The organism is Devosia sp. (genome assembly GCF_035944845.1).
GTDB lineage: Bacteria > Pseudomonadota > Alphaproteobacteria > Rhizobiales > Devosiaceae > Devosia_A.
Genome location: NZ_DASZAW010000091.1, coordinates 36,536 through 51,937 on the forward strand (window position 1 = coordinate 36,536; position 15,402 = coordinate 51,937).

The 15,402-nt window shown below is 60.4% G+C and carries 16 protein-coding genes and 1 pseudogene; 12 read left to right on the forward strand and 5 right to left on the reverse strand.

The annotated features are described in order from the left end of the window. Positions 1 to 2 precede the first annotated feature (2 nt). The 5 genes from VGV07_RS18130 to VGV07_RS18150 are packed head-to-tail and all read left to right on the forward strand — an operon-like array spanning position 3 to position 4,399. The gene (locus VGV07_RS18130; RefSeq protein ID WP_326870132.1) at positions 3 to 1,034 is read left to right on the forward strand and encodes an ABC transporter permease; all 1,032 of its coding nucleotides are present in this window, start codon (positions 3 to 5) and stop codon (positions 1,032 to 1,034) included. 59 nt (positions 1,035 to 1,093) lie between these two features. Next, positions 1,094 to 1,876 (forward strand): ABC transporter permease, encoded by a 783-nt coding sequence (locus tag VGV07_RS18135; RefSeq protein ID WP_326870133.1) that lies wholly within the window; start codon positions 1,094 to 1,096, stop codon positions 1,874 to 1,876. 2 nt (positions 1,877 to 1,878) lie between these two features. Then, positions 1,879 to 2,889, forward strand: a complete 1,011-nt coding sequence (locus VGV07_RS18140; protein WP_326870134.1) for an ABC transporter ATP-binding protein — start codon at positions 1,879 to 1,881, stop codon at positions 2,887 to 2,889. Continuing rightward, on the forward strand, positions 2,889 to 3,698 hold the full coding sequence (locus VGV07_RS18145) for an ATP-binding cassette domain-containing protein (RefSeq protein WP_326870135.1): 810 nt from the start codon (positions 2,889 to 2,891) through the stop codon (positions 3,696 to 3,698). The genes VGV07_RS18140 and VGV07_RS18145 overlap by 1 nt, the downstream gene beginning before the upstream one ends. A gap of 59 nt (positions 3,699 to 3,757) precedes the next feature. Next, the gene (locus tag VGV07_RS18150; protein WP_326870136.1) at positions 3,758 to 4,399 is read left to right on the forward strand and encodes an Asp/Glu/hydantoin racemase; all 642 of its coding nucleotides are present in this window, start codon (positions 3,758 to 3,760) and stop codon (positions 4,397 to 4,399) included. Between the two features lie 2 nt (positions 4,400 to 4,401). On the opposite strand, the gene VGV07_RS18155 is transcribed toward VGV07_RS18150, so the two are convergent. After that, positions 4,402 to 5,343: a sugar phosphate isomerase/epimerase gene (locus VGV07_RS18155; protein ID WP_326870137.1), complete on the reverse strand. Its 942-nt coding sequence runs from the start codon at positions 5,341 to 5,343 to the stop codon at positions 4,402 to 4,404. A gap of 432 nt (positions 5,344 to 5,775) precedes the next feature. Here VGV07_RS18155 and VGV07_RS18160 point away from each other — a divergent pair, with 432 nt between their 5' ends. From VGV07_RS18160 to VGV07_RS18175, 4 genes and pseudogenes are all read left to right on the forward strand, one after another. Next, positions 5,776 to 6,480, forward strand: a complete 705-nt coding sequence (locus VGV07_RS18160) for a GntR family transcriptional regulator (RefSeq protein WP_326870138.1) — start codon at positions 5,776 to 5,778, stop codon at positions 6,478 to 6,480. A 101-nt stretch (positions 6,481 to 6,581) separates the two neighbouring features. Beyond that, positions 6,582 to 8,732: pseudogene (locus tag VGV07_RS18165) on the forward strand (malate synthase G); the annotation flags it as partial. Positions 8,733 to 9,948: 1,216 nt separating this feature from the next. Continuing rightward, the gene (locus VGV07_RS18170) at positions 9,949 to 10,620 is read left to right on the forward strand and encodes a recombinase family protein (protein ID WP_326870139.1); all 672 of its coding nucleotides are present in this window, start codon (positions 9,949 to 9,951) and stop codon (positions 10,618 to 10,620) included. Beyond that, the gene (locus VGV07_RS18175) at positions 10,613 to 10,816 is read left to right on the forward strand and encodes a hypothetical protein (protein ID WP_326870140.1); all 204 of its coding nucleotides are present in this window, start codon (positions 10,613 to 10,615) and stop codon (positions 10,814 to 10,816) included. Before VGV07_RS18170 ends, VGV07_RS18175 begins: the two co-directional genes overlap by 8 nt. A 12-nt stretch (positions 10,817 to 10,828) precedes the next feature. Here VGV07_RS18175 and VGV07_RS18180 read toward each other — a convergent pair whose 3' ends face one another. Next, on the reverse strand, positions 10,829 to 11,125 hold the full coding sequence (locus tag VGV07_RS18180) for a hypothetical protein (RefSeq protein ID WP_326870141.1): 297 nt from the start codon (positions 11,123 to 11,125) through the stop codon (positions 10,829 to 10,831). Between the two features lie 334 nt (positions 11,126 to 11,459). Here VGV07_RS18180 and VGV07_RS18185 point away from each other — a divergent pair, with 334 nt between their 5' ends. Both VGV07_RS18185 and VGV07_RS18190 read left to right on the forward strand, forming a co-directional pair. Further along, a complete protein-coding gene (locus VGV07_RS18185) occupies positions 11,460 to 11,681 on the forward strand; it encodes a hypothetical protein (protein WP_326870142.1) in 222 nt (73 codons plus the stop codon). 33 nt (positions 11,682 to 11,714) lie between these two features. Then, complete coding sequence (locus VGV07_RS18190; protein ID WP_326870143.1) at positions 11,715 to 12,821, forward strand: hypothetical protein; 1,107 nt, start codon at positions 11,715 to 11,717, stop codon at positions 12,819 to 12,821. A gap of 7 nt (positions 12,822 to 12,828) precedes the next feature. On the opposite strand, the gene VGV07_RS18195 is transcribed toward VGV07_RS18190, so the two are convergent. Beyond that, positions 12,829 to 13,290, reverse strand: a complete 462-nt coding sequence (locus VGV07_RS18195) for a GNAT family N-acetyltransferase (protein WP_326870144.1) — start codon at positions 13,288 to 13,290, stop codon at positions 12,829 to 12,831. A 19-nt stretch (positions 13,291 to 13,309) separates the two neighbouring features. Then, on the reverse strand, positions 13,310 to 13,600 hold the full coding sequence (locus VGV07_RS18200; RefSeq protein ID WP_326870145.1) for a DUF1778 domain-containing protein: 291 nt from the start codon (positions 13,598 to 13,600) through the stop codon (positions 13,310 to 13,312). A 399-nt stretch (positions 13,601 to 13,999) separates the two neighbouring features. On the opposite strand from VGV07_RS18200, the gene VGV07_RS18205 reads away from it, so the two are divergent. Further along, entirely contained in the window at positions 14,000 to 14,917 is a 918-nt protein-coding gene (locus VGV07_RS18205; protein ID WP_326870146.1) for a TIR domain-containing protein, read from the forward strand. Here VGV07_RS18205 and VGV07_RS18210 read toward each other — a convergent pair. Continuing rightward, positions 14,883 to 15,401, reverse strand: a complete 519-nt coding sequence (locus VGV07_RS18210; protein WP_326870147.1) for a Mov34/MPN/PAD-1 family protein — start codon at positions 15,399 to 15,401, stop codon at positions 14,883 to 14,885. The two genes, VGV07_RS18205 and VGV07_RS18210, sit on opposite strands and share 35 nt — an antisense overlap. Position 15,402: the final 1 nt, after the last annotated feature.

The window sequence follows — 15,402 nt, forward strand, 5'->3', positions numbered from 1 at the left end:
AAATGTCCTACCTGCGTCTCGTCGGCCAAAGGCTCGTAATGATGGTGCTGACCCTATGGGGTTTGGCGACCTTGGTATTCATCATGATCAAGCTGATACCGGGCGACGAGGCGCAGGTGGCGGCTGGTGCCGGCGCCACTGCCGAGCAGGTGGCGCAAGTGACCAAGCGTCTTGGGCTCGACCAGCCGATCCCCCTTCAATACCTCAACTTCCTCGGCCGCCTGTTGCGTGGCGACCTGGGGACCTCGGTGGTGTCGTCCAAGCCGGTGCTGACTGAGCTCGCCGCGGTGTTGCCCAGCACGCTCGAACTTATGGTGTTTGCTAGCATCCTAGGGGTTCTCTTGGCGTTTCCCGCTGCGCTGGTCGCGGCCACGTTCCGAGGCAAGGTTGTCGACGGCGTCAGCCGACTTGTCGCGGTAATGGGCGGCGCCATGCCGACCTTTTGGCTTGCGCTGATGCTTCAGTACTTCCTCGGCAGCGTGCTGCGCATCACGCCGATCACCGGCCAGCACTCGTTCGGCGTTTCGGCGCCGTCGATCACTGGCATGCCGACGGTCGACGCGCTGCTTGCCGGAAACCTGTCGGCATTCTTCGATGCATTGGCCTATCTGATCCTTCCAGCGTTCGTCTTCGCCGTGCCGTTCGCATCCCAAGTCTACCGAATATTGCGGGCAACCCTGCTGGGGGTGCTGGCATCCGACTTGGTGCTGCCAGTACTGGCCAAAGGCGCATCGACACGGCGCATCGTGCTGCGGCATGCCCTTCCAAATTCGCTGGCGCCGACTGTTAGCCTTATTGGCACTTTGGTGGGGGGCATGGTGGGCGGGGCGATCCTTATTGAAACGGTGTTTGCGCGGCGGGGGGTCGGCGGTTACCTCGCTAACTCGGTGGCGCTGAAGGACACTTATGCCGTTCTAGGGGCAGTAATGTTTGTCGGGGTCACAGTGTGCGTCGTCAACTTGGTTGCCGACATCGCTACGCTGATGCTCGACCCGCGCGTGCGTGGCACGCAGTTCCGTTCAGGTGCCAAATGACTGCAGGGTTGCAAACAGCGATTAGGCGAATAGCCCGTTTCTCTGCATACGAGCTGACGGTGTTCGCGGTGGTCGTCGCGTTGTTCCTTGTGGCATTGGTCGGACCGCTGCTTGCACCGCCCAGCATCTACACCTCGAACATGCTCGAAACCTTGATGCCGCCGAGCGCAGACCACTGGCTTGGCACCGACGATCAGGGCCGCGACATCGCCTGGCGACTGGTTGCTGGGGCGCAGCTCTCGCTGCTGGCTACAATGCTGGTGGTAATCCTCTATTCGGCAATCGGAATGCTGGTGGCGACCTTGGCCACCGTGGGGCCGCGCTGGGCCGACGAGTTGCTGATGCGCATCTCGGATATTGGCTTGTCGCTGCCGGGGCTAGTTGTGGCGCTTGGCATTGCCACGGTACTGGGGCCGAGTCTCCAATCGGGCATCATCGCCCTCGCGCTTACCGGCTGGCCGATGACCGCACGCATCCTGAGGACCACTATGCGCCAAACTATGGAGCAGTCCTTTGTCGAGGGCGCCACTGTGCTGGGAGTCTCGCGCACCAGGCTGATGCTGAAACACGTGCTGCCCAACTCCCTGGACGTGTTGATCGTAAAGTGGGCAGGGGATCTCAGCTACACCATGCTGATCCTCGCAGGCCTTTCGTTCATCGGGGTGGGGGCGCAGCCGCCGAGCCCGGAATGGGGCGCCATGATCTCGGGCGCCCGATCTTACACATCGATCGCTTGGTGGGCAGTGGCGGCGCCGGGTGCCGCCATCGTCATCAACGCCGTCGCCTTCGCCCTGCTTGCCGACATCTTGCAGGTACACCGCGACCCGTCTTTGCGGAGTTGACCATGACGATGGTTCTCAAACGCGGCGAAGACGTCGCCGACCAAGTGCACCGACCGGTGCCGCTTCTGAACGTCGACCAGTTGTGTATCGACATCGGGGCGAGGAACGCATCAGTCCGGATCGTAGACAAGGTCAGTTTCACCCTCGGCAAGGGTGAGCGAGTGGCTCTTGTTGGCGAGTCCGGTTCGGGCAAGTCCGTGACAGCCCAAGCGCTAATGCGGCTCAATCCGCGAGTAAGGCTTTCTGGCCGGGTCGACTTCGACGGTGCTGACTTGCTGCAACTCAGCGCTGGCCAGATGGCCGCCCTGCGCGGCAGCCGCATAGGCATGGTGTTTCAGGATCCAATGAGTTCGCTCGATCCACTAATGACCATCGGCGACCAGGTGGCCGAGACGCTACGGATCCGTGGAATTGGCAGGCAAGAGGCACGGCGGCGGGCGCTGGAGGTGCTGGATGAATTGAAGGTGGAGCGAGCGGTAGAGCGGCTCGAGTCCTACCCGCACGAGTTCTCCGGCGGCATGCGCCAGCGCGTCGTGCTTGCCATGGCGCTGGTGGGCGAGCCAGACCTTCTGATTGCCGACGAGCCCACCACGGCGCTTGATGTGCGCGTGCAGGAGCGCGTGCTCGACTTGCTCGACGAAATCTCGCGCCGGCGCGGTCTGGCTGTACTTCTGATCACCCACGACATGGGGATCGTTGCCGGCTTTGCCGACCGCGTGATGGTAATGTACTCGGGCCGGATCGTTGAAGAAAACGAGGCCGCGCAGCTGTTTCGTGAGCCGCAGCATCCCTATACACGAGGGCTGCTCGAGGCGGTGCCGCGGGCCGATCGCACGGTTGATCGCCTACCCTCGATCAACGGTGCGCCGCCACTCCCCTCCTCCCGGCCCAAGGGCTGCCACTTCCACCCACGCTGCGACCGAGCGACGGGCGTCTGCTCAGCTGAAACGCCAGGCGAGACATTCACCCCTCTCGGTGGGCGCGTGCGTTGTCATCTCTATGGGGCCGGCTGATGCTGCAGATCGACCACATCTCCAAGTCGTTTTCCACGGGACGTGACAAACGAACGGTCGTGCTCGACGACATCGCGCTGGAAATCCACGCCGGCCAGTCTATCGGCCTGGTCGGCGAGTCCGGTTCGGGCAAGTCGACGATCATCCGGTGCGCCCTTGGTTTGATGAAGCCGGATACCGGCAACGTTCGCTATGGCGGAATCGATGTTCATCGCTCCGGGCGGGCCGACATGCTTGCTTTTCGGCGCGAGGTACAACTCGTGTTCCAGGATCCGTACGCCAGCCTCAATCCGCGCATGACCGTGGAGGAACTGGTGGGGGAGGGGCTTCTGGTTCACAAACTGGATGGATCGGCATCCGGTCGACGTCGTCGCGTTGTCGAGATGCTCGAAATGGTTGGGCTCGGCGAAGAGGCACTCGGGCGCTATCCGCGCTCGTTTTCCGGTGGTCAGCGACAGCGCATCGCCATCGCCCGTGCCCTTGTCATCCGACCGCAGTTGTTAATTTGTGATGAGCCGGTCTCGGCACTCGACGTATCCGTCCAAGCGCAGGTGATAAACCTGCTGCAAGACATGCAACGCGAACTGAACCTAGGGATTCTCTTTGTCGCACACGATCTCGCGGTTGTGCGGCACCTTTGTTCCACCATTGCAGTGCTCGAGCGCGGCAAGATCGTTGAACGCGGAACGCGAGGGGACATCTTCGACAACCCCCAGCACCCCTATACCCGGTCGCTACTTGCGGCCGTTCCCATCCCCGATCCGGCAGTAGGGCAGGCTCGCCGCGCTAAACGGCAGCTGGCGCTATGAGATCGTTCGGTACGATCACGCCCTCGTCGAATGTCACCGTAGAACGAGTGACGTTGGCTATGACTCGCGATATGCCCGATGTGTCGCCGCACTTCGCGCGATTTGGATTCGCTGGGTCGAAAGACAGCGTGGTTGATGACTACCATTGGCCGTCGATGTTGGGGGCGGCGCAGCTGTTGGGCGACGCGCGCGTCGACCTCATCTGTTGGAATGGCAGCAAGGGCGGCGAATTGGGTTTCGATCGCGACCGCGAGCTGTGTCGGCGGATCCAGAGCGAAGTCGGGATACCTGCGGTCACGTCGGTGCTTAGCCTCGACAGCCTACTCAGCAACAATGCGCTCAGGCGCATAGCTTTTGTTACGCCTTTCCAGCAGTTGGTGAACGACAAGATCATTCGGGGATGGACAGAGGCGGGCTACGAGTGCGTCGCCAACGTGGGAGCCGGACTTTCCGACAATTTCAGCTACTCGACCATGGCGCCGGACACGCTGCGGGCAATGGCGAGGAAGGTAGCTGGCGCCAAGCCCGACGCGGTCCTATTCTATTGCACGAATCTGCCGGCAGCTGGCCTCTGCGCGGAGCTCGAGGCAGAACTCGGGGTTCCGGTCCTAGACTCGGTTTCGGCCGGAGTCTGGGGGGCGCTGGTCGGCCTGGGGCTTGGAAGCAGCCTGTCATCGAACTGGGGCAGGCTGCTTCGCTAGCCTCAGGGACTGGCCTTTAGCCAGGCGATACTGGGGGCGAGCCGTGCGTAAACGTCGTTCTGGTCGGGAACGGGCGCATTGGCACGCGAGCGGCGCACCGTGGCAGACAGCAGTGATCGGTATTCGTCAAGCGTCGCCTCGGACTGCGCCGCCAGCCACGCCTTGTCGAACACCGGCATGGCGAACTGGCCACGGTGGAACTCAATCCAGCGAGTGGCATTGGGGACCAGTGCCAGGAGCTCTTTCCAGTCAATATCGCCGGTGCCGAGCGGTGTCAGGTAGCGGCGCATGAGGTCTCCGTCGAACGTGAGGTAGCAATCGTCGATATGCACCTGTTCGACGTGCTGTGCTATGCGGCGCGTACATTCCACCGGATCCTCCATTCGGCACGCCACGTTGACCGGGTCGTGGGCAACGCCAAGCAAATCAGAGCCTACCGCGTTGATGATCCGGAGGATTTCGAAACTCGTGATTTCTTCGTGCGTCTTGATCAGTAGTCGCGTACCACTCTCCCGAATGGCCGGCGCTAACTCCACTATCGCGTCGATGAGGCCCTGCAATTGTGACTGCCACGGCACGTCGGGATCAGTCCGATCCTCGATCATGCCGAGGGCAAAGAACACAGTGCGGGCGCCGAGCATCGGCATAGAGCGCAGCACCTTCTCAAGGCCCTTCACCATGTTGCCGTCGCCAGCTTCGATCAGTGACTTGCAGCGCGCCGGACGCGCAGGATTGAAACTCCCAACGCCGACGTTGAGCATCAGTCCGCGAGACGCCGCTGCCTGACGATAGCGGCCTAGTATCGTCGCATCGAGCGTCGGGACGACCGACAGGATATTTCCAAACAGCACGCCGTCCGTCCCGAGCTGAACAGCATTGTCCATGATTTGGGTGGGGGTGAGGGATTGGTAGCCGGGTAGGCTGCTGTCGAATACACCGATCAATGCGTTTCTCCTAAAGCGCGACTAGCATTCTTGTATACAATGTTGCACCATATAGCATGCAAAAAAGTGCAGTATGCAGTTGCTTCCTAGGATGCCGTGCCTCACTCGATCCCAAGAGCGGGCCTCAGGAGATCGCTCTAAGTGCAGCTAACGCCATCCAATCAATGCAGCTTTTTCGAAAGCGGTCTGAAAAAATAGGCGAAGTTTTGTACCGGATCAATTGACACAACGAATACAAGGCCGGTAGGTTGGTTACCAACCAATCTGGGCTAGAATGCATCGAGGCTAGGCCGCCCGGCCGGCGTAGACGATGAGTCCCCCTTGGTGCGCTGGTGCAAAGCCAGAGCGCCTTCATCTTCTATGTTGTATGCGAACGACAGGGCAAGTGTACCCATTCTGTGTTGGTCCCGGCGCGCACAAAGGAATTGCACGATGCTGAATGTTGATGACGCCCGCAGTTCCGGAACCAACGCGCGTTGGACAGCGATCTATGACGATATCAAGGCCGCCATTCTCGCGCACAACATAGCGCCCGGCACCAAGCTTCCGGAAGACGAACTGTGCGAAGTCTATTCTGTTAGCCGCACGCTGGTTCGTGCGGCATTGCAGGCGTTGTCGCATGACCACCTGGTTCAGCTCGAGCCCAACCGGGGGGCGTTCGTCGCCAAGCCCACTAAGCGCGAGGCCCGGGAAGTCTTCGAGGCCCGCGCACTCATAGAGCCCAAGGTCGCTGCCATGGCCGCTGCACTTGCCAAGCCGGTCGACGTCAGGGCGCTGCGTCGCCATCTAGATGAGGAACACAAGGCTGTGCACGAGGGTCGGCAGGGCGACGCCGTCCTGCTTTCAGCCCGTTTCCACGAAGCAATCGCAGAGATCGCCGACCAGTCCATCCTGATCGACTTCGTGCGATTGCTCTGCTCGCGATCCGCACTGATCATCTCGCTATATTCAAGGCGATCGGACACGTTGTGCGACAGCCGCGCGCATCGTGCGCTGGTCGACGCAATCGCCAGCCACAGCGAAATCGACGCCTTCAAGCTGATGACCGACCACTTGGACGACCTACTTTCTGGCATCGACATCTCCGAGCGCGAGATATCGCATCGTAGGCTCACCGAAATTCTTGGGCGTAGCTAACTCCTCTGGCTTGCTCAAACCCCTCCGCTTCAAAAAGCTGACGAGCTCGACTTCGCCTCGAAAGCGTCGGCAGCCTCGCCACTCCCAACGTCTAGGTCAAAATGTCATACGTCGAGAAATCAGGCCTCAAGGTCGATCGGCTGCTGGTCGATTTCGTCGAGAAGGAAGCAATTCCGGGCACCGCCGTATCGGCAGAGCAATTCTGGAGCGGCCTTGCCGGGCTGGTGCGGGATTTCGCGCCGAAGAACCGCGAACTGCTGGCGATCCGCGACCGGATCCAGACCCAGATCGACGACTGGCACAAGGCGAACGGGCCCGTCGGCGCCGATCCAGCCAAGTACCAGTCGTTCCTCAAGGATATCGGCTATCTCGTTGCCGAACCTGCGGATTTCACCATTGAAACCAAGGGCCTCGATCCCGAAATCTCCTCGATCTGCGGGCCGCAGCTTGTCGTTCCGGTATCGAACGCGCGCTACGCCCTCAACGCTGCCAACGCCCGCTGGGGCAGCCTCTACGACGCGCTCTACGGCACCGACGCGATCTCGCGCGACGGCGACCTGGCGCCTGGCAAGGGCTTCAACGCCGCCCGTGCAGCCGCGGTGGTCTCGCGTGCCGCGCAGTTCCTCGACGAGTCCTTCCCGCTGGCATGGGGCAGCCATCGCGATGTTACCGGCTATCACGTGGTAAAGGACGGCGAGCGGCGCAGCTTCGTGGTGGATACGGCGGCCGGCCGGACTTCACTGAAGGACCCGGCGCAGTTCGTCGGCTATGGCGGCACGCAGGAGCGCGGCGAACTGGTGCTGCGCCACAATGGGCTGCACGTGGTGCTGGTCATCGATCCGTCGAACACCATCGGCGCGTCGCACAAGGCTGGCCTCGCCGATCTGGTGATCGAGTCGGCACTGACCACGATCCAGGACTGCGAGGATTCAGTCGCGGCGGTGGATGCCGAGGACAAGGTCGGAGTCTATCGCAACTGGCTCGGGCTGATGAACGGCACGCTGAGCGAGACGTTCGAGAAGGGCGGTAAGCCGCTCACCCGCAAGCTGAATGCCGACCGGCAGTACAAGGATGTCATTGGCCAGCCGCTGGTGTTGAAGGGCCGGGCGCTGCTGCTGGTGCGCAACGTTGGGCACCTGATGACGACCAAGGCGGTGCTCGACCCGGCCGGACAGCCGATCGGCGAAGGGCTGATGGATGCCGCGGTGACCGCGCTCTGCGCGCTCAGCGACAAGGTCAACTCGACGACCGGCGCCTTCTATGTCGTGAAGCCCAAGATGCACGGGCCCGATGAGGTGCAGTTCGCCTGCGATATCTTCGGCGCGGTCGAGAAGATGCTGGGGCTGAAGCACGAGAGCATCAAGATCGGCATCATGGACGAGGAACGGCGCACCTCGGCCAACCTCAAGGCGGCGATCCATGCGGCGCGTAAGCGGGTGTTCTTCATCAATACAGGCTTCCTCGATCGCACCGGCGACGAGATCCACACCTCGATGCAGGCCGGCCCGGTGCTGCGCAAGGACGACGTGAAAGCTGAAAAGTGGATCCAGTCCTACGAGGACCGGAACGTGCTGATCGGCCTCGCCGCCGGGTTCTCCGGCAGGGCGCAGATCGGCAAGGGCATGTGGGCCCGGCCGGACGACATGGCGGCAATGCTGGCGAGCAAGGCCGCGCATCCGAACGCCGGCGCCAATACCGCCTGGGTGCCGTCGCCGACCGCCGCGACGCTACATGCGCTGCACTACCACCAGATCAACGTGTTCGAGGCGCAGAAACGGCGCCACAACCAGGCAACGCCGGGGCTCAACGAGCTGTTCTCGATGCCGGTGCTGGATGGATCGACACTGACCAAGGCGGAGATCGTCCGCGAGCTCGACAACAATGCGCAGGGCATCCTCGGCTATGTCGTACGCTGGGTCGACCAGGGTGTCGGCTGCTCCAAGGTGCCAGACATCAACAATGTCGGGCTGATGGAAGATCGCGCCACCTGCCGCATCTCATCGCAGGCGGTGGCCAACTGGCTGAAACACGGGCTGGTCAGCGCGGCCGAGGTCAGGGCGTCGTTCGAGAAGATGGCTGCGGTGGTGGATGGCCAGAACGCCGGCGATCCGCTGTACCTGCCGATGGCCGGGCATTTCGACACGTCGATTGCCTATCAGGCGGCGCTCGACCTGGCGCTCGAAGGCGCCGTTCAGCCATCAGGCTACACCGAGCCGATCCTCCATGCGGCGCGCGAGCGGGCGACGGCAGAGGAGGCGGACGCGGCGCGCCCCCAGGCAGCATGCTCAGGACAAGACGGGCACACACATACAGACGGCCCTAATGCGGGTATTCCCCTCGCCATCACTCCGCTCTGATTGTCCTCGTCCGGCGCCGTACTCGAACCCGTCGCTCCATCTGCCCCCGGCGGCGTTGCCATTGGATCGCCTCACATTTGCTGAGACTGCTAGTCAGTTCCTCCGCAGTCCAGCTTCAGAGCTGAAAACTGGATATCGACCTGATCGCCGGGAGGGGCGACGCGGGGTTTGTGCTGCGAAGTTGGAGAAGTCATAGCTGGTGTGAACGGTGTCGGATGGGGCCACCAGTTCATCACCGCGTCGTTGAGAGAACAATCATCAGGGAGGAGCGGGCGGCGCTCATTGCACCGACCCCGAAGACACCATTCTGCTCCATTCCTCGATGGAAATCCGAGGGCGCGACAAGGAGCGATCGAGCCTGCGCTGTGAGATCACTTCTTCCAAGGAGAGGTTGTGCATGTGATTACGAAATATCCTAAGACGGTCCCGAAGGTCCGGTACGCGAGGTCGCGCGGTCGCCGGTGTTGCCCAGCGGCAGAAGGTCAGTCTCAGAGAATGGAATCCATCGATCAACACATCGGTGGAGCAACCCGCGTCCCAACAGGCGCCCATCGCCGGCAACAAACTTGCTTCTAGGTCCGAGAGCGTGTCCTTCGAGATTTGGGCGTCGGGGGCCCCGAAGACCAATCTGTCTAGGGTAACCATCGCCTCGCTCAGACACCAGGCGCAGCCGTCACCCCGTCCCGCCTGCCTCAGCAGGTCTGCCACGAATGGGGCCTCGCCAGAGATGGCGTCAGAGACACCGACCTTCGTTTCAAGCCACATGACAGTTCGCCTCCTGATGAATGCTCGAAGGCTAGAAGCGGCAGCGTGCCGAAAACAGGGGGACGTTTTTGGTCGATCGGAGGAAAGGCCCGACTTCCACGTCGGCACAAATTTGTTGCGCCATGCGGTGCCGTTCCTGTCCCGCGGTTCCGACCATCCCCCGGGGGTAGTTTCGGGAGGCCAGGGGCAGGGTCCAAGTGTAGATTCGAATAGTACGTGCGATCCCGGTACTTATTGGGTGTACCTATACAGAACTACACCTGAGCCCAGTACGATAAGTGCTATTGACTAGTCTAAACAGACCAATTATTGCCGTACTACCCAAAACGAACCGTGCGGCGTTTTCATGTTTGTTCGTGCCTACCTTCGCGCCTCGACCCAGGAGCAGGACGCCAACCGTGCCAAGGGTGAGCTGGAGACTTTCGCCCATGAGCGCGGTCTCGTCATTGCAGCGACCTACACAGAGAACGAGAGCGGAGCCTCCTTGAAGCGCCCCGAGTTGTTCCGGCTTCTGGCCGATAGCAAGCCCGGCGACATCCTTCTTCTTGAGCAGGTGGACCGGCTGAGCAGGCTCAACGCCTCAGACTGGGACCGCCTTCGTGCCGAGATACAGGCACGCCAGGTGCGGGTGGTGGCGCTTGACCTACCGACGTCCTGGACACTGGCTGCGCCGGCGGACGAGTTCACCAGCCGCATGTTTTCCGCCATCAACGGGATGATGCTCGATGTGCTGGCCGCTGTGGCTCGGAAGGACTACGAGGACCGCCGCAGAAGACAGGCGCAGGGGATAATCAAGGCGAAGACAGCAGGTAAGTACGCGGGACGCCCAGAGGATCGACAGCGCAACGCCGCCATCACCTCGATGCTGCGAGCGGGGCAGTCCTGGAGCACGATCATTAAGGCGACCGGGTGCTCCCGATCGACACTCGCCCGTTTGACGAAGCGAGCGATAGCGGAGCTAGGTACCGCGGTATCGCCCGGGACGGCGCGGCAGGTGACAGGAAAGAGCGATGGGTGAGCCAATGACTTCCGGAAAGCAGATATTCGACGAGTTGGTAAGGCGTGGCCTTACGCTCAGTCAGTTGGCAAAGGCGTCCGGCGTGCCGCGCCACAAGCTGCAGCAGATTGTTGCCAGCGCGGGGCCGCCCGACGAGGTGGCGGCCAAAAGGATTGGCAGCGCCTTTGCGAAACTCGATGACCCCCGGATCAAATAGCCCGGACGAAAGTCATTTGCCGTTCGCAGGTGTTCCAACCATTTTGACCGGATCCACGGTCTTTGGCACCATCCTTACGACAGCTGCACCCTGCAGGGGGTGAAAGCCTACCTGTTCCAGGCCGATCGCGTCTTCATATGTCTTGTAGGGCATTGGCCATTCCTCTGGCCTCAATGCCCAGGCAGACATTCGCGGCCCTTGGGCGACCAGCAGACGTTCGAGCAAATCAGCCAGCTCCTGCTTTTTTGCGGGCAATGGCATGGGGGCGGCCTCGGTCGGGCGAGGTACGAACAGCTCAGAGATCCTCATTGCTCTCACTCGTTCTGATGAGTGCAAGCTACGAGCGACGATCTACCAAAAACAGGGGCAGTTTTTCGGTGAAACCTGCTGCCCATATCAGACAGCCACTGATCGGCACTGTAAGGTTGTCGCACGCATAATCAAACTTCTGACAAGAAAGTCTTTAGATATATAGACATCTCTTTGCGTCAGAACCAATTGTAGATCGTGTATGTCGGTGTATGTTGATTGCAACATACAGCAGACAACTAGAAGATCTAGATTTTTGTTCTATTCAAATATTGTCGGTCATGAGGCATTACGGCGCCGATTTTCACATAGGAGCCGCCTTATGCATACTGGAATGTTACGTTCGATCGACGAAATTGCGCAAGCCTTGGCAGCATTTGCTAAGAGCTCCAGCGCTGAGCAGGTCTCCCTTCGCTCAGTCTGGGCCTTGTACCGGCGGGAGCACGTCAAGCGGCTAGCGGCACCGGAAATGGCCGATCTGTCGTGGCAGAATCTCGAGCAGTATTTCGGTGATCTCTCTGAGACAGACTTCAACCAGGCCGCGGTTATTGAGTAGGGCGCCGACACCCCAGACGTCAAGGAAGCTCAGATGACGCTGATTTTTTCAAGCAGTAGGCTCGGGGCCGCGTTCCTGATGGGCGATACCCTGTTGACCTACAACAACAACACCATCTCCAGCCGCATCGAGCTGCCATCCCAGTTCCTGCCGGGTTCCGAAATCGGCGCGAGGGGCATCGCCGACCTGATGCAAAAAGTCATGATCCTCGACCAGACGTTCGCTGTCGGCTGGTCGGGTGGGCTGATCGAAGCCACTGAGGCCATCCGTGAGCTCGACAGGCGGATGACTTATCCATTTTCTCCTGACGCAATGGCCGCCCTTCAAGCCGACGCTGAGATGCGCCGCACATTTGGGGAGGTTTCAATCGTCTTTCTGGGCATTTTCGACCGCGATCCGATGCAGAAGCAGGCGCGCAGCATGGTCGGCGGCTGGAACGCGGAAGAGTGGCTGCCGCAGACGCCGGACGCACCAAAGGTTTTTACTGGCGGAAGCGGCGCATACCACTTCATGAATTACCTCAATGCGGGCCCGACAACGTTCAGCCGTGAGGGCGAACCCGGCTTTTTGCCGACCCCGCTCGAGGCTGACGTCGGCTATTTTGCCAACCGTTTCGCTGCCGTGGTCCTTCGCGAGGCCTTCGATGAGACGTCCCTGAATTTCTTCTATGGCGGGGCGTTCGAGCTCGTGTTGCTTGGCGACGAAGGGCGGCTCGAGAAAGTACCGTATTGCTTGGTCTGGTGGGTGCTTGAAGGACAAAAGCTCACCTTGAGAGGTCCCGCAATCGTCGCGAACTACGACAGTGAGGGCGCGTTTGTCATCCGGCGGGCGCACCTCGCCGACACGGAACTGAACCGCGATACCGAGTTCAAAGTTCTTGCCTCGATTCCCGAATTTTCCGCGCGGAATGTAACCGCAACGAAGCCAAGTCTCTACGTGCACGCAATCAAAGGGCCCGACACGACAAGGATTGTCCTAGGGATGGAGTCCGAGCATGAGTTTCGGCTGACGCTCAACGAGAAAACCGGAAGGCCCCACTTCACCATTTCCCGGTCGTTCGCCAACTACCTGCGGCGGGAAACGGGGACCAACGAGCTGGCGATTGCGGGCACCGACCGCCGCGTAGTCACTCTGATCTAGGCACGGGTTAGGCTGACAATCCCTTGAGCGAGAGGATGAGCGTCATCGGACTCGCCTTCGATCCGACGAAGCCGCGCTCCTCGTAGAAGATCCGGGCCGCATCATCGAGCGCATGAACGAGAATGCCACGAATGCCCATGATGCTCGCAGCCTGCTGAGTTCGTAGAACCGCATCTTGCAACATCGCCGTGCCAACGCCCTTACCCTGAAAATTGCTGTCGCTTGCCAGACGTCCGAGCACAGCCATTGGGATTGGGTCTGGCATGTTCCGGGCGATCGATCCGGGAGCGTCGGTGGTGGCAATCGCACCAGACGCGAGGCAATAGTAGCCAATCACCCGGGCGCCTTCGGCGACAACGTAGGTGCGGCTTGCGCCACTTACCTGGTTCGCGCGCGCTCGTTTCTTCAGCCATTGATCGAGCGCAGGCTTGCCGCACGAGAACAGTTCGATCTCGTGCTTGTCGCTCAAGAGTTCTGGAGCATTCACGCTACGGTGCCCAGGGCTTGGGCGCGTTCATGAGGCGCGCGAAAGCCTCCGAACTCGGCGGCTGATCCAGCACGTCAAGGAAATGACGGTAGGTCTGCGCATCCACCTTGATGAGCGTCTGATCGAGCAGCGTGTCTTCCGCTGCAGCGACCGAAGCCTCGATCATGAAGTCAGTGCGGTTCTTTCCGCGCACGCGAGCGGCGCGGTCGATGAGTGCACGAGCTTCCTCGGGCAGCCGGATATGGACAGGCTGACGAGTGGCTGGTGCGTCGGTATTTGGCTTGTGGGTCATGTTTCACCTCTAGCTCATCATAGCACATCAGGTACACAATGTGTATCTAAATCTGGCATGTTCAAGGTGGAACGGAATTTGAATAGTCTGGGGTGAAGCGACTCGCAAAGTCGGAATAACACAGAAAATAAGCCAGTTAGGGAAAGTCGGGTAAGGGTTACGTTCCGCAAGTTGTGCGCTGTCATACAGCGCGGCAGAGCGGGTGCACCTGCGGTGACCCGGCAAGGGGGTCGCTGCGCACCCCCGTTGCATCCCCCGGGCCGAGCGCTGCGGACACTAAGTGCAGCTTGGTGAATGGAAGTCGTGACTTAGCAGGCCCCGGTCAGCTATTATGTCAGTTCTTGAAAGATCAACTCCCCGGAATGAACCGGGGGTCGACGTGCATATTGCAGAGGGCCAATGAAAGAACGTTTTGAGGGGGACAACCGGCCGCAACTGATCGCCGCACTTGTAAGGCAAGAATTCTGCTTCGGCAGTCAGGAACTGGCGAGTGAGCTGGCCGACGCAGGTTCGTTGGTTGAGTTTCAGAAGGGCGACATTCTTATCGATGAAGGCGGAGAGGATACCGACATGTACTTCCTCATCGCGGGAAACACCGCCGTTATCATAAAAGGCAACCACATGTCCGACCGCGGAGCGGGCCAGCATGTGGGCGACATATCTGCAATAGAGCCCAGTTTGCGCCGGGCCGCCACCGTCGTGGCCCACGAGACCGTTGTTGCCCTCAAGGTATCTAGCGCGACCATCCTGAAGCTGGGTGAGAAATTCCCAAATGTCTGGCCGGCGATCGCGCGGGTCCTTGCTCGCCGATTGCACCAGCGAAACGACCACATTCCGGCGCCCCACACGTCGCCAAAGATCTTCATCATTTCGTCCGCCGAGGCACTCGATGTGGCTCGGGAAGTGGCCGCGCTGCTGGAACGGGATGTGTACGCCAAGGTGTGGGAGGCTGGCGTATTTTTCGCCGGCGGCTATGTTTTGGACGATCTGGAGCGCGAGGTGGATGAATGCGATTTCGCAGTCGCAGTGTGTGAACCGGATGACATCATTGAATCACGCGGCTCGCGCGCGCCGACCATTCGGGACAATGTCATTTTCGAGCTCGGGCTCTTCATGGGCAAGCTCACCAGAACAAGATCGTTCTTGTTGCATCCAAGAATTGCAAATCTGAAGCTCCCCTCCGATCTTTCCGGCCTGACCCGGTTGGGATACGAGCCCACCAAAGACCCAAAGGAGCTGGCCACGCGGCTCGGACCGGCCTGCAACGAAATTCGCAAATCAATCAAATCACTCGGCGTCCGGAAGATTTACGGGTGAATGCCTGAACGATTGCCTTTAGGGCCTTGCCAACGAGATTGGGTGGCGACTGCTCGATAACAACGTCGATGGCTTCGCAGGCACCGCCCGCAAAGAATGCAGTCGCCGACAGCTCTAGAGACCGTGCACTAGTCAGCTTCACGATTATCAGCACAGCGAAGTTTGCCCCCACGGATGGGTCAGCAACGATCTGGTGCATGGTGTCGAGATCGTCGGTGCTTGGATCCGTGGAGAAGCTGGGGTGCGAGTGCCACTCTCCGAGGTAGTTGTACTTGACGTAGTTATGTCCGGTTTTTGCGAAGAAAGCTTCTAGGGCCGCTTTGTGGACCTTGGGATCTCGTTTGAAGTCAGCCTTGGTGCCACCGCTGGTCTGCACGGTTGCTTCGAGCACACGAAAAAGATCGCTCTCGACATGTTCGCCGAAAAGAAGGCCACCGATCTCACGTCGCCTGGCGCTACGCAGATCGGAAGCAAGCCGCTGCAAG